Source organism: Siphonobacter sp. SORGH_AS_0500 (genome assembly GCF_002838835.1).
GTDB lineage: Bacteria > Bacteroidota > Bacteroidia > Cytophagales > Spirosomataceae > Siphonobacter.
This window is the reverse complement of the sequence record NZ_NHPP01000001.1, coordinates 59462-72922: the sequence shown is the minus strand read 5'-3', so window position 1 is coordinate 72922 and position 13461 is coordinate 59462. Positions and strand designations below refer to the sequence as shown.

The following is a 13461-nucleotide window of genomic DNA, read 5'->3' as shown; positions in this document are numbered from 1 at the left end:
GTAGTAATGAATTGACCGATTTCCAGCTTATGCTGCCAGCGAAAAAGCTGGCCGGGCCACGCTGGAAGCGACGAAGAAATAAGTACTGCCTCTCGTGGGAGATACTTTTGGACTGCCGCTGCCAGCTTTTTTGCTGGCAGCATGAGCTGGGAGGGAGCGAGTCATTGCTGCCAGCAAAAAAAGCTGGCAGCGGTGGAGAAATGACCGATGGTGTATGCTTCGTAATTTCTCGCTTCTTAGAGATGTATTAGCCTTTCCATTTTCAATCGGTGAAAGCTTCAGAAGCTATGTTTTTTAAGATCAAGTAATATTACCGCCGCTGGCAGCGGGGGGCGAGTCATTGCTGCCAGCAAAAAAACTGGCAGCGGCGGAGAAATAACTCAAGCAGGCTCTTAGAAAAATACAAAATCCCCGAAGCAATTTCGGGGATTTTTTGTTGAGTTGTGTATGTTTCTGACCGAAGAACTATTGAACCATCAGGCTATAGATTATTAATCCCAATCCGCAGAAAAACCGGGAAGATTACCTCTTGTCGCGTATCCACATCCCAAAGCGGACTGATTTGCTTGATTAACTCCGGCACGGGGTCTTCGCCTTCGTTGGCTTCCTTATATCCCTGCACACTCGACCAGGAGCTGAAATAGCCCGCCAGATCTTCCAGCGTCCAGTCTTTTACCATCTCAAAATCCGGAGACTGAATTTCTCGGTAAGGAAAGGAAATCCGGCTGTACTTCTCTTTTATATGATGCCGCTCGGGTGCCCAATAAGGCCCGACAACATTTTCATAAAATTCCAGAATCAGGGGATCAATGTCTGGGGAGATTTCTAAGAGCTCGTACCCCCACACCGCAATGACCCCTTCGGGTTTCAGTACCCGTTTGGCTTCCTGGTGAAAGGCTTCAAAATCGAACCAGTGAAAAGCCTGAGCCACGGTTATTAAATCAAAGTAATCATTCGGGAAGGGCGTCTCTTCAGCCCGACTGATTTCATAGTGAACCTTCTGAGCCGGGGTAGCCTGACTCAGTTGTCTTTCACTAATATCCGTCGCATTGACCTGCTCGAAATATTCGGCCAGTTTAACGGCCACTTGTCCGTTACCCGTAGCACAATCCCATGCCTTTTCCTTCGTGGGAACCTGCTGTAAAATGAAGTCATATAACTCCTGTGGATACGTAGGCCGGTACTTAGCATAGGCTTCTGATTGCTGGGAAAACAAATCTTTCATAACATCAAGGTGGTTTAAGGCACTGATTAACTGTTCTTTACAAATGTGTATTTACTTAAATAATGCTTTATTAAAATAAGTAATTGATAATTTACGTAAATCATTATTTATTCATAACCTCTTTTACTTGAATCACTATTTACTTATTTAATAAAATACACACTTAAACAAATACTCATTTCATTACAAGTTTTTGCTTGCAAAATAGGCTTACTGTTATGTATAAAAAATTCCCGCCACGGAAAAACCGGACGGGAACTTTCAACGAGATTCCTAATGTATTTTACCGGATTTCCTGAGCCTGCGTAACTGCAATGGCCACCATATTTACGATCTCCCGAACGGAACTACCCAACTGCAATACGTGCACGGGTTTCTTCAATCCTAAAAGAACAGGGCCGATGTATTCCAGATCCCCTACTTCTTTCAGTAAGTTATAGGCAATGTTAGCGGCGGACAGGTTAGGGAAAATTAACACATTGGCTCCCTCTTCGGCTAAATCAGAGAAAGGATACTGTTGCTTCACCAGATCGGTATTAAAGGCCAGGTGAGCCTGCATTTCGCCTTCTACTACCCAATCGGGATGCTTTCCACGGAGGATGGCTGTAGCTTTCCGCATTTTTTCAGCATCTTCACCGTCAGCCGTACCGAAGTTAGAGTAGGTTAACAGAGCGATTCTGGGTTTAACACCCATGCTTTCTACTGAATTCGCCGTTAATTCCGTGATCTCAACGAGTTCCTCAACCGTCGGATTGAAGTTAACCGTCGTATCAGAAAGGAATAAGGGTCCTTTTTTCGTTAACAGGATGTACATACCGCACACCTTACTGATGCCTTCCCGGCGACCAATGATCTGCAAGGAAGGACGAATGGTATCGGGGTAGTTACGCGTCAGACCCGAGATCAGACAGTCGGCCTTGCCCGTCTCTACCATCATCGCACCGAAATACGTCCGACGAAGCATAAATTGCTGGGCATCAGCGGGACTAATTCCCCGGCGTTTGCGTTTTTCGTAGAAAGCCGAAGCAAATTCATCCGCCAGCGATTTGGCCTCCTCCGAACGAGGATCAATGATCTGAATGCCTTCCAGTTCCAGACGGTCTTCCTTGATGAGCTGGCGAATTTTAGTCTGGTTACCCAATAAAATAGGCTCGCAAATGCCTTCGTCCCATACTTGCTGAACAGCTTTCAATACCGCCTGACTTTCGGCATCGGCAAAAACTACTTTCTTAGGATCTTTTTTCGCCTTGTTGACGATGGCACGGGTCAATTGGTTATCCTGACCTAAGCGTTTCGCTAATACCTGCTCGTAAGCTTCCCAGTCTTCAATGGGCTGGGTTGCTAAGCCTGACTCCATCGCTGCTTTCGCTACTGCGGGAGCTACTTTGGTTAATAAACGAGGGTCCATCGGCTTGGGAATGATATAATTCCGGCCAAAAGACAGGTTTTTCTCGTTGTAAGCAATCGTTACAATATCGGGGACGGGTTCTTTAGCTAATTCGGCAAGAGCATACGTAGCCGCCATTTTCATGGCTTCATTAATGCCCGTGGCCCGCACGTCGAGAGCTCCCCGGAAGATATACGGGAAACCTAAGACGTTATTAACCTGATTGGGGTAATCACTACGTCCCGTCGCCATAATAATGTCAGGACGAGCCGCGGTAGCGTCTTCGTAAGAGATTTCAGGCGAAGGGTTAGCCATGGCAAAAACGATGGGGTTATCCCCCATGCTCCGCACCATATCCTGCGAAAGGACATTGGCCGCACTTAATCCAATGAAAACGTCGGCACCTTTGACCGCGTCTACCATAGAAATGGATTTCTCTACGGCAAATTCACGCTGAATATCAAAGATGTTATCGCGTTCCAGACAGATCGTACCGTCTTTATCGAACATCGTGATGTTTTCCTTACGGGCTCCCAGATTCACGTACATTTTTGTACAGGAAATGGCCGCCGCTCCGGCTCCACTAATCACGAATCTTACTTCGCTGATTTTCTTTCCAACGATTTCCAGAGCGTTTAACAGAGCAGCACCGGAGATAATCGCCGTTCCATGCTGGTCATCGTGCATGACGGGAATCTTCAGTTCCTTCCGCAGACGATCTTCAATTTCGAAACACTCGGGAGCCTTAATATCTTCGAGGTTCACACCGCCGAAGGTCGGTTCAAGGATTTTTACCGTCCGAACAAATTCATCGACGTTTTTTGTATTCAGCTCAATATCAAAGACGTCGATATCTGAATAAATCTTGAAAAGTACGCCTTTCCCTTCCATAACGGGCTTACCCGCCTCTGGACCAATATCTCCCAGTCCCAGTACAGCCGTACCGTTGGAGATGACCGCTACGAGGTTACCCTTGGCGGTGTATGTATATACGTCTTCAGGATTTTGAGCAATAGCGAGACAGGGTTCTGCAACACCGGGCGAATAAGCTAGTGAGAGGTCGCGTTGAGTGGCTGTTTCTTTCGTAGTAACCACTTCGATCTTTCCAGGACGGCCTTTGGAGTGGTAATCCAAAGCATCCTGACGGCGAAGATTTTTTTTCTCTTCCATGCATGCGTTAGTTTTTAGAAGCACGTCTTCCAATCCCTGGAAAACGCTTCAGAAGTACGATAGGCCACTAAGGTAGTGCATTTAGGCCGAGGCTGGTGTCAAAATTTAGCATTCTTTATTGCCTCCAGAAGCCCCTAATGAATCATTTCATTCTCCTCTTCCAAAAGATTCTGATCTTTCAATTTACCATTTCATAACAAATCCAAACATCCTTCGGTCAGGTTTGAAAGAAACGTTCTAATATTTTGAGTACGGTGCAATCATCTTTTCCACTTCCTACTGAACAAAGAAGGCCTCCCCGAACCGAGGAAGCCTTTCCCATAAAAGCCATGAAAAAGTAAAGGCAAAAAAAATGTGGGAACAAGCCCACATTTTTGAATAGCAGTTCGGTGACTATCGGTTTTCGATAGGAACGAATTCGCGAAGCGTAGCACCCGTATAAATCTGGCGAGGACGACCAATAGGTTCTTTCGCCGCACGCATTTCTTTCCACTGAGCAATCCAGCCGGGCAGACGTCCGATGGCGAACATAACGGTAAACATGTTCGTTGGGATGCCTAAAGCACGATAGATGATACCTGAATAGAAATCTACGTTGGGGTATAACTTGCGAGCAACGAAGTATTCGTCGTTCAAAGCAGCTTCTTCCAGTCCTTTTGCGATTTCCAGAACGGGATCATTCACGCCCAGTTTCGCCAGTACTTCGTCAGCTGCTTTCTTAATGATTTTCGCCCGGGGATCGAAGTTTTTGTACACACGGTGACCAAAACCGAACAAACGGAAGCCCGTTGTTTTCGCGTTTTTAGCCATATCAATGTATTTGCTAACGTCTCCGCCGTCGGCTTTGATCGCTTCGAGCATTTCGATTACTTCCTGGTTAGCACCGCCGTGCAGAGGTCCCCAGAGAGCACTAATACCCGCCGAAATCGAAGAGTACAGGTTGGCCTGAGAAGAACCGACCAGACGTACCGTCGAAGTCGAACAGTTTTGTTCGTGATCGGCGTGGAGGATCAACAGCGTGTTCAGGGCTGAAGCAACCACGGGATCAACTTCGTATTTCTCAACGGGCAGCGAGAACATCATGTGTAAAAAGTTTGAACAGTAGTCCAAATCATTTTTAGGATAGTTCATCGGGTGGCCCATCGCCCGTTTATAGCTCCAGCTGGCAATTGTAGGCAACTTCGCCAGTAAGCGAATGATATGACGGTCAGAATTGTCTTTTCCTTCGTACGAGTCTGGATAGAAGGCACTCAGGGAGCTTACCAGCGAGGAAAGCGTCGCCATGGGGTGCGAATTCACGGGGAATCCTTCAAAGATCGTACGTACGCCTTCGTTTACGATCGTGTGGCGACGAATCGCTCCTTCGAATTCAGCGTATTGCTCAGTAGTGGGAAGCTCTCCATAAATAAGCAAATAAGCGACTTCAAGGAAAGTCGCTTTCGCTGCTAAATCTTCGATACTATAGCCACGGTAGTTCAGAATACCCTTCTCACCATCCAGAAAAGTGATTGCACTTTTCGTAGCACCAGTGTTTTTGTACCCAGAATCAATCGTGATGTATCCCGATTCATCGCGAAGTTTGTTAATATCGAGGGCTTTTTCAGCCTCCGTCCCTACTACGATGGGAAGTTGATACTTTTTACCTTCAACGGACAGTTCTGCAAAATCAGACATAAAGCAAAAATTTATTTGGCAATGGCCATGCTAAGGAGAGGCATCGTTTTGATGACAGCGAAAATACACAAAAACCCTTCACACGGCACAAAAATAAATTTGAATGACGTAAAAAAGCGGCCTCCATTCCGCAAAAAAACTTGCTAATTTGCTATATAATTTTGTACAAATCCCTTATTCTATTGACTATCAATGATTTCAGCGAATTATAATTTTACCGTCACCGATCGCTTTTTACGTTATGTTCAGGTCGATACGCAATCCGATCCGCATTCAAAAACCTCTCCTTCTACTGAAAAACAGAAAGATTTAAGCCGAATACTCGTTCAGGAGCTTCTGGAAATGGGTATTACGGATGCTGAACTGGATGCATTCGGGTACGTCTATGCGACGTTACCAGCTACCTCCGGCAAAACGAATATTCCGGTGATCTGCTTCTGTTCGCACGTGGATACCTCGCCCGACTGCTCCGGGGCCGGTGTCAAACCCCTGGTTCACAAAAATTACGATGGTTCCGATGTGATTCTGCCCGATGACCCCACACAGGTGATTCGCCAGAAAGATCACCCCGACCTGGCCGCTCAGATTGGGAATGATTTGATTACTGCCTCTGGAACTACTTTGTTGGGAGCTGATAACAAAGCCGGTGTGGCTGAAATTATGGATGCGGTTCATTACCTCATTACGCATCCCGAAATTGAACACGGCGTTATTAAGATCCTCTTCACGCCTGATGAAGAAGTAGGACGTGGTACAGAACACGTAAATCTGGCGAAACTCGGTGCTCACTTCGGCTATACCATTGACGGCGAAACGCTGGGTTCGCTGGAAGACGAGACCTTCTCTGCCGACGCCGTTCACCTTCGCATTCAGGGAGTTAGTCAGCACCCCGGTTTTGCCAAAGGACGCATGGAAAGTGCCATCAAGATTGCCGGAGACATTCTGGCTGCTTTACCTAAAGATCGCCTTTCGCCCGAAACGACGGAAGCGATGGAAGGCTTTGTTCATCCGACTTTCATGAATGGAACGGTTGAAGAAGCCGAACTGGAATTCATCATCCGTGATTTTTCGGAAGCAGGCCTGCACGAAAAGGAAGCCTTTCTGAAAGAGATTACCAATCAGGTATTAACGCATTATCCAAATTCCAGCATTGACTTCAAGGTTATGGAGCAGTACCGGAACATGAAAGAGGTACTAGATCAGCATCCACAAGTAGCTCAATATGCTTTGGAAGCTATTGAACGCAGCGGTATTGTGGCGAAGCAAATGAGCATTCGCGGAGGTACCGACGGTTCCCGACTTTCCTTCATGGGCTTGCCTTGCCCCAATATTTTTGCAGGCGAGCACGCTTTTCACTCCCGTCAGGAATGGGTAACACGTCAGGACATGGAAAAAGCCGTGGAAGTCATCGTAAATCTGGCTCAAATCTGGGCCGAAAAGTCATAATTATTCGTTTGAGCTGGGTAATTCGGAAGTTCTGGTTACTTTCACACCTCACCGAAGGCAAGGGTTAACCTTACTTCCGAATGTTAGCCCCAAACGTACTGAAATGGCTTTATGGCACGACCTTCTTACGGTTAACGATCCATTTACCACCATTTCTATTGAACAACAAACAGCCCCAAACGTAACTAGAGCCTTTTCTGGTCATCCTTCTGCCCATTCAAGCCGTTCTCAGTCCCATTCATGAACACTATGAAGAAAGTAACCCTCTTATTCCCCGCCTTAGTTCTATTGGCGTCATGTGAGTCCAAACAATCGGAACAGTCCTCTGCCAAAGGTTCGGACGCCCCCGCCTATGAAATCAAAGGCGATTCCGTTCAGAGTCAGTTATGCGTACGTCCCGACTCTTTGTGTGCGAAAGCCAGCTTCACGTATCCGGTTTTTGAAGGAAACAAAGCTCTGACCGACAGCATTATTCGGGCCAGTGTGGCGGCCTCGGGTTACCTGGACGGAGAGAGCAGTACAGAAGAAATGAAGAAAGCCAGCCCGAATACCGTCGTAAAGGACTTTGTGGCAGGCTTTGATGACTTTATTACCGATCAGCGGAAACGTTTTCCGAATGAACCCATTTTAGGCGGAGCCTGGGCGAGTGAAGTAAAAACCGAGGTAATCCGACAAACGCCTCAGTTGACTGTCGTTTCGATTTTCAGCTACAATTACTCCGGCGGTGCTCATCCCGTTACGTTCACGCAATACGCTAACTTCACTACGAACGGACACCGGATTAATCTTTCCGAATTATTTAAGCCAGGTTACGAGAAGACTCTTTCGACCGTAGCCGAGAAAATTTTCCGTAAACAGGAAGGATTAAAAGACGGGGATGCCTACGGAGATCGTTACTTTTTTACGGGGAATGCCTTTGCTTTAAATGATAATTTCAGCATCCAGAAAGAGGGCTTATTATTCCGCTATAATGCGATGGAAATCAAGTCATACGCTGAAGGTCCAACGGAAATTATGATTCCTTACGCAGAGCTGAAAAGCATTATTAAAAGCGATGGATTATTGAGTAATCCAGTGCAATAATTGGATAACATTACCTTTATAAAAAACGGCGAATGATTTCAGGTTCATTCGCCGTTTTCTTTGATAAGCGTTCGAGCAGTCATTAGATTTTCGTCAGGCGAACCCTCCAGCCAATGGATAGTTAAGCCATCCCGTTCCATTTTTCGGAAGAAGGTCATCTGCCGTTTAGCGTACTGATGAATGGCTACGTTCAATCGTTCAAAGAGTAACGCATACGTCCATTTTCCTTCCAGATATTCCGTTATGAACTTGTATTCCAGACCATAATACATCAGTCGGTTCGCAGGTATGCCCCGATTCAGTAAAGCCTCTACTTCTTCAATCATTCCGTTTTCTAATCGTTCCCGTAAACGTTTGGTAATACGATCCCGACGGATTTCAACGGGTGGATTTAAGCCCATCACCAGAGGATTTAACGTTAGTTCAGGGCGAGCTTCCAACGCATTATTTTGCAGGTATTCCGCAATTTCAATGGCTCGTATCGTTCGTTTCCGCGTCGAAAGATCTGCGACCGCATGAAACGCGGAATGCAGACGAGAAAAGCGACTTTGTAATTCTTCATCCGTCAGGGTATCCAATTCCGTTCTTAGCTTAAAGTCATTCGGAATGGTTGTATACTGGTGGTTTTTAAGTACCGCTTCCAGGTATAAACCCGTCCCTCCACACAACACGGGTCTTTTTTGACGATCCTTGATTTCAATAAACTTTTCTCGAAAATCTCGTTGAAATTCCGCTAGATTATAAGCGGTACCGGCGTCAACCAGGTCAATTAAATGGTAGGGTATATTTTCATATTCGGACAGATCTTTCCCTGTCCCAATCGTCATATCCCGGTATACCTGCCGGGAATCGACGCTTATAATCTCTGCATTAAATTCTTTCGCTAACTGCACCGCCAGACGGGTTTTGCCCGAAGCCGTCGGCCCAAGAATAACGAGGGGCTGAAGCGTTTGTAACTCGCTCATATTAACTTAAAAACTTGATGTACTTGTAATTACCGGAATTATACACTTCCCTGAATTCTCCCGAAAAATCCTTTTTGAGTCGATGTGGGTAATGCCGAATATTCGTTTTTAAATCCAGCCAGAACTCCTGTGGCAGTGTTGTTCCTACACGCTTAAAACCGAGCCGTTCATAACTTTTACCAGTTGACCAATCCCGGTCAGCGTAGGTCATTAAATCCTGCACGGGATGTTCACGCAAAAAGGCTTTGATCAATTTATCCAGTCCGCCCACAACCGTATGATTCAGCACATTAGAAAACCGAATTAATTCTCCTGAATAGTAGTTTTCTCCCCGGCCAGGCATGAAACGTACAGGGCCGAAGCCAGCCACGGCCACACAGTCATTAACGATAGTCGGGTCATTTAAAAAAAGCTGGTTTTGTGGCTTATTTTTTAAAAATAAGCCGTAGCGATAGGGACATTTAGCCGAATCCTGTAAATGGTTCTTTTTCAAAAACTCTTTAAAAAAATCAGATTCAATCGGTTTTATAAACGTCAGCCGCCCCGGAATTCGGGCTGATTTTCCAAGCAAAGACTTTAGCCGACTTTTCACAATGGAAGGTTGATTCTCCCATACATCCTGCCATAATTGAATCACTTGCCAACCCCGTCTTTCGTAAAAGTCTAATTCTTGTAAAAGTACAATTTTATCCCTTTCTACGTTGAGAGCTATAGCCAATTGACGGGCTTCATTTTCATACCGGCCTTCACCCGCTTTTACCCAGTCCTCTCCCTCCATTTCCTGCCAGAGGAATTGTTCAAACGTCTCGCGAAATATCGTGTTCTGTAATGAAGTCATTTGGTAAAACAAAAGGGCGGAGCCATGCCCCACCCTTTCTTTTCTTTAGGGGTAATCTTATCTTCCAATCAGAATTTTGTTGGTCACTTCCTGGTCGATGGTAATGTAACCCGGATAGTTTACCCGAGCTCCCCCTAAAGAAAGCGTAGGCTTGATCTTGATGGTTAACTTACTAGCCTTGGCTGATTTGTTACCCGCCAGATTCTGTACAAACTGAATGAACGAATCCCGCGTTTTGGCATCAGAAAGCAATTGATAGGCGTTTGTCGACACTCGGATGGGAACCTGCGTTTTAGAGCCCGGAGCGACCGAAATACGCTCATTAATGAACCCAGTGGCAATCTCCTGCCCCGTTAGCAGCACTTTATACTCCAATTGATTGATTCCGGCGGCCCTACCCGTTGGATTCTGGATATTCAGGTTTACCCGGGCATCTAAAGGCACATTTTGACGCAGCAATGCCGCTCCTAACTGTGGAAATTTCAACGGATTAAGGGCTTCGAAGTTCTTGAACTCCCGAATGTCTACACCAGCTAGATAAATGCTATCTGCGGAGGTTACATCGTAGCGACAATCGCCCAGAGCTTTCGCTTCCGCAATTTGTTTGTTTACACCGCAACGGCTCAGCGTACCTGCTGCCAGCAGAAGCGAACCCCATAAGATTATTTTTTTCATGGATTTGGGAAATGCCTTTTTATGCAACAAAAATATTCTAAAAAACTGAGCCCATACCTATACTAAAACTATTGACCACTTTAAAATACACAATAATTAATATATTCAATAATTACATAATACATCTATTAATAAATTATTTGTATTCAATAGTATTTATCTAATCAATCATTATTGACTACGGCCTTTTACTACATACCCAGCTACCGCAAAAATCTTTTCTATTCACTTTCCATTCCTGATTACATTCTACTGATCTGATAGATATCAGAGACACTTTATTATGTAACGTCAACAATTATTCATTATCCAACCCACCCATATACGAATAAAAAAGTCACCAGGTTATTCGTAATGGGTTTTAACCCCTCTCGATTCATTCTTTTATTCCCCTTAGACACTACCTACTTCCGTTTAAGAAGTAAAATGATAGAAGCATTATTTCCTACTCTCTTCTGTCATTCTGGACGGAGGGCTTTACTAGCGTATTGGGTAACGGCTAAATTGATCAGCCCTTCTTTGATTTCGTCCCATTCCCACGGAAGGTCTCTCCCCTCATTCGAAATGAGAGGTAGGAATATTAAGCATATTCTGCTGAGAGAAATAAAGGATCGTCTTCCGGTTTTTAATTAGTGAAGACTTCAAAAGTCATGATTCGCATCAGGGCCGACGATTGTAGTTTTACACAATCTCTTCGCATAAGCAGACTGCTCAGGGCAATGGGCAGTCAATTTTCTAGTACAACCTAAAATATAATATTTTATAAGTTAATTAGCTTATAATTTCATAGTATTAGATAATTAGCTTATATTTGAATATTATCAGATAAATAGCTTATAAAATGAAAGTATTTGCTGTACTCACAGGCGACATTGTGGATTCTACGAAGCTAGTGATTCCAGAAAGAAAAGTCCTGATGAAGAATCTTGACTACCTCTTTACACGTCTGGAAGCGAAGAACGAATTACAATTGAAGATTCCATTTGAAGTATTCAGAGGAGATAGTTTTCAAGGATTACTGGATACGCCAGCCGAGGCTTTACGAGTAGCCCTGCTTATTCGCTCCTACCTGAAAAGCGATTTTTATTCTGGACAGAATCTGGATGCCCGAATTGGCATTGGAATCGGTACAGTAGCCTATAAATCGCCTAAATTGTCTGAGTCAGATGGCGAGGCCTTTCATTACTCAGGGCGTCTTTTAGATGGGATGAAGAAGCATCCTAATCGTATAGAAATTCAGTCTTCCTGGCCCGCCCTGGATGCAGAAATCAATACGGGACTCGTATTACTCGAAACCATTACCAGTAAGTGGACCGCAGCCCAGGCTGATATTATGTATTTAAAGCTATTGGGTCACACCGAAGTGAACATTTCTGCAACGCTGGGTATAACGCAGTCGGCAGTGAACCAGCGGTCGAATGCCGCTTCCTGGAATGCCGTTGATTTGTTCGTCAAAAGATTTTATACAGTTGTTTTGCAGTGCATTAATTCAAAATAAATTGAATACAACTTTTATTATACATCAATTACTGTATAATAAACATATTGACTACAATAAAATATGTACACCACCTCTCAACTGCTCATTATACTAAAACTATTGATTGCTCATATTCTGGGAGACTTCTTCCTACAGAGCCATGCATGGGTAAAAGATAAAGAACAACGTAGTTATAAATCACCTTATCTGTATGCTCATGCGGGTTTACATTTTTTATTGACCTGGCTATTTTTGAATAGCTGGAATCAGTGGATCGTTGCTTTAGTCATAGCCATTTTGCATTTGTGCATTGACATCTGGAAGCTGGAGGCCGACCGACGTTCGCAGGCCAAAGTTCGGAACTTTCTACTCGATCAGGTAGCTCATGTAGTCGTACTCATTTTGGCTTGGCTTTATCTCATCGATCGGAATCTGACCTATCTGTGGAGTAACTTACTTTCCGATGCAGACAGCTTGATCGTAATGGTAACTTTTTTACTGGGGACCTTCCCCGTTTCTATTCTTATCAACATGGCTACTCGGCGATGGCAGGATCAACTCAACCTGCATAGTACCGGTGGCCTGGATCGAGTGGGTATGTGGATTGGCATTGTGGAACGCATCATCATCATTGTTCTGATTTTTGCCAATCACTATGATGCCATTGGCTTTTTGATTGCGGCGAAATCGTTACTACGATTCAGTGAGGAAAAACAGGCTACCCCCAAATCAGAGTACGTGTTAATCGGTACCCTATTAAGTTACGGGGCAGCAATTGCCTTGGCGGCAGCCGCTGAGGTTTTGATAGAGCGTTTCTAACTGACCCTTTATCCATTCACACGATTCTCAGAGCATTCTGATTAGCTACCTGTAAAGGTAATTTTATAACTAAATTAATTTACTATATAATTATTCTAATCAAAATACTCTATAAGGCTAAGATGTTACACATCTTTCCGCATTTTAGAAGGAAATTTCAGACGAAATCTTGGTTTTGTACAATTTAAAACGGCAGTTTCCACTGCCGTTTTTCTGTTTCTAACGAAGCTTGGCAAGTGGATTTTGATGCTTATCCCTCAGCCTATTTGATCCTTGAAAAAAGGTATACCCCATTTAACCATTCATGAATTCTGAAGAAACTTAATGACGGCTATTCCTCGGTTAGAAAGACTCCCAATTATCAACTATTTATTTAGTTAACAGATTAGTTAGAATCATCTCAATCTTCTCGAAAAGCTTCGCTTCCTCCTCTTAATACAGAAAAGTATAAATCCAGTAATTCTCTTTGAAGATTTTCTCTATCTATCAAATCAGATCTCTTAATTAAAAAATCAATTGCCCGATTGTGCCCTACGGCTCCTTTCCTAGATTCCTTATTTAGCTACCACTCAAGAGCTGATTTCTGACTAATGACTTCTGGTTAATTATTAATTTAAGTATTTAAGTATATCCTTATTATTCACTTTTTCAATCTTAGTATTTTACTTAAAGTAACCGTACCTATTGGTGTTTGAATAG

General features: G+C 44.2%; 11 protein-coding genes. 4 read left to right on the top strand and 7 right to left on the bottom strand.

Going from position 1 to position 13461, the window contains the following annotated elements; genetic code table 11:
- Nucleotides 1–27: 27 nt before the first annotated feature.
- The 4 genes from BWI96_RS21370 to BWI96_RS00295 all read right to left on the bottom strand — a co-directional run bounded on the left by BWI96_RS21370 (nt 28) and on the right by BWI96_RS00295 (nt 5456).
- The gene (locus tag BWI96_RS21370; protein ID WP_157830157.1) at nt 28–165 is read right to left on the bottom strand and encodes a hypothetical protein; all 138 of its coding nucleotides are present in this window, start codon (nt 163–165) and stop codon (nt 28–30) included.
- A 316-nt stretch (nt 166–481) separates the two neighbouring features.
- Nucleotides 482–1225, bottom strand: coding sequence for a class I SAM-dependent methyltransferase (locus BWI96_RS00305; protein ID WP_106634726.1), 744 nt, complete (start codon nt 1223–1225; stop codon nt 482–484).
- 283 nt (nt 1226–1508) lie between these two features.
- Nucleotides 1509–3782: an NADP-dependent malic enzyme gene (locus BWI96_RS00300; RefSeq protein ID WP_106634725.1), complete on the bottom strand. Its 2274-nt coding sequence runs from the start codon at nt 3780–3782 to the stop codon at nt 1509–1511.
- A 393-nt stretch (nt 3783–4175) separates the two neighbouring features.
- Nucleotides 4176–5456 (bottom strand): citrate synthase, encoded by a 1281-nt coding sequence (locus BWI96_RS00295; protein ID WP_106634724.1) that lies wholly within the window; start codon nt 5454–5456, stop codon nt 4176–4178.
- A 192-nt stretch (nt 5457–5648) separates the two neighbouring features.
- Between BWI96_RS00295 and pepT the strand changes: the two genes are divergently transcribed.
- Nucleotides 5649–6902 carry a peptidase T gene (gene pepT, locus BWI96_RS00290; RefSeq protein WP_106634723.1) on the top strand — a complete coding sequence of 418 codons (1254 nt, stop codon included), beginning with the start codon at nt 5649–5651 and terminating at the stop codon, nt 6900–6902.
- A gap of 249 nt (nt 6903–7151) precedes the next feature.
- Nucleotides 7152–7985: a DUF3298 and DUF4163 domain-containing protein gene (locus tag BWI96_RS00285; RefSeq protein WP_198555099.1), complete on the top strand. Its 834-nt coding sequence runs from the start codon at nt 7152–7154 to the stop codon at nt 7983–7985.
- Nucleotides 7986–8029: 44 nt separating this feature from the next.
- Here BWI96_RS00285 and miaA read toward each other — a convergent pair whose 3' ends face one another.
- Genes miaA through BWI96_RS00270 form a run of 3 tightly spaced genes read right to left on the bottom strand, consistent with a single transcriptional unit; the run spans nt 8030 to nt 10463 of the window.
- Nucleotides 8030–8950, bottom strand: coding sequence for a tRNA (adenosine(37)-N6)-dimethylallyltransferase MiaA (gene miaA, locus BWI96_RS00280; RefSeq protein WP_106634721.1), 921 nt, complete (start codon nt 8948–8950; stop codon nt 8030–8032).
- A 1-nt stretch (nt 8951) separates the two neighbouring features.
- Entirely contained in the window at nt 8952–9788 is an 837-nt protein-coding gene (locus BWI96_RS00275) for a hypothetical protein (RefSeq protein WP_157830156.1), read from the bottom strand.
- Nucleotides 9789–9845: 57 nt separating this feature from the next.
- A complete protein-coding gene (locus BWI96_RS00270; RefSeq protein ID WP_106634719.1) occupies nt 9846–10463 on the bottom strand; it encodes an LEA type 2 family protein in 618 nt (205 codons plus the stop codon).
- Nucleotides 10464–11304: 841 nt separating this feature from the next.
- Here BWI96_RS00270 and BWI96_RS00265 point away from each other — a divergent pair.
- Together BWI96_RS00265 and BWI96_RS00260 are read left to right on the top strand one after the other, a co-directional pair.
- The gene (locus BWI96_RS00265; protein WP_106634718.1) at nt 11305–11961 is read left to right on the top strand and encodes a SatD family protein; all 657 of its coding nucleotides are present in this window, start codon (nt 11305–11307) and stop codon (nt 11959–11961) included.
- Nucleotides 11962–12024: 63 nt separating this feature from the next.
- Nucleotides 12025–12762: a DUF3307 domain-containing protein gene (locus BWI96_RS00260; protein ID WP_106634717.1), complete on the top strand. Its 738-nt coding sequence runs from the start codon at nt 12025–12027 to the stop codon at nt 12760–12762.
- Nucleotides 12763–13461: the final 699 nt, after the last annotated feature.

Excerpts from the sequence above, each read along its gene's own strand:
- BWI96_RS00305 (WP_106634726.1), bottom strand. The coding sequence starts at position 1,225 with ATGAAAGATTTGTTTTCCCAGCAATCAGAAGCCTATGCTAAGTACCGG.
- BWI96_RS21370 (WP_157830157.1), bottom strand. The coding sequence starts at position 165 with ATGACTCGCTCCCTCCCAGCTCATGCTGCCAGCAAAAAAGCTGGCAGC.
- BWI96_RS00300 (WP_106634725.1), bottom strand. The coding sequence starts at position 3,782 with ATGGAAGAGAAAAAAAATCTTCGCCGTCAGGATGCTTTGGATTACCAC.
- BWI96_RS00270 (WP_106634719.1), bottom strand. The coding sequence starts at position 10,463 with ATGAAAAAAATAATCTTATGGGGTTCGCTTCTGCTGGCAGCAGGTACG.
- BWI96_RS00275 (WP_157830156.1), bottom strand. The coding sequence starts at position 9,788 with ATGACTTCATTACAGAACACGATATTTCGCGAGACGTTTGAACAATTC.
- BWI96_RS00260 (WP_106634717.1), top strand. The coding sequence starts at position 12,025 with ATGTACACCACCTCTCAACTGCTCATTATACTAAAACTATTGATTGCT.
- BWI96_RS00285 (WP_198555099.1), top strand. The coding sequence starts at position 7,152 with ATGAAGAAAGTAACCCTCTTATTCCCCGCCTTAGTTCTATTGGCGTCA.
- pepT (WP_106634723.1), top strand. The coding sequence starts at position 5,649 with ATGATTTCAGCGAATTATAATTTTACCGTCACCGATCGCTTTTTACGT.
- BWI96_RS00265 (WP_106634718.1), top strand. The coding sequence starts at position 11,305 with ATGAAAGTATTTGCTGTACTCACAGGCGACATTGTGGATTCTACGAAG.
- BWI96_RS00295 (WP_106634724.1), bottom strand. The coding sequence starts at position 5,456 with ATGTCTGATTTTGCAGAACTGTCCGTTGAAGGTAAAAAGTATCAACTT.
- miaA (WP_106634721.1), bottom strand. The coding sequence starts at position 8,950 with ATGAGCGAGTTACAAACGCTTCAGCCCCTCGTTATTCTTGGGCCGACG.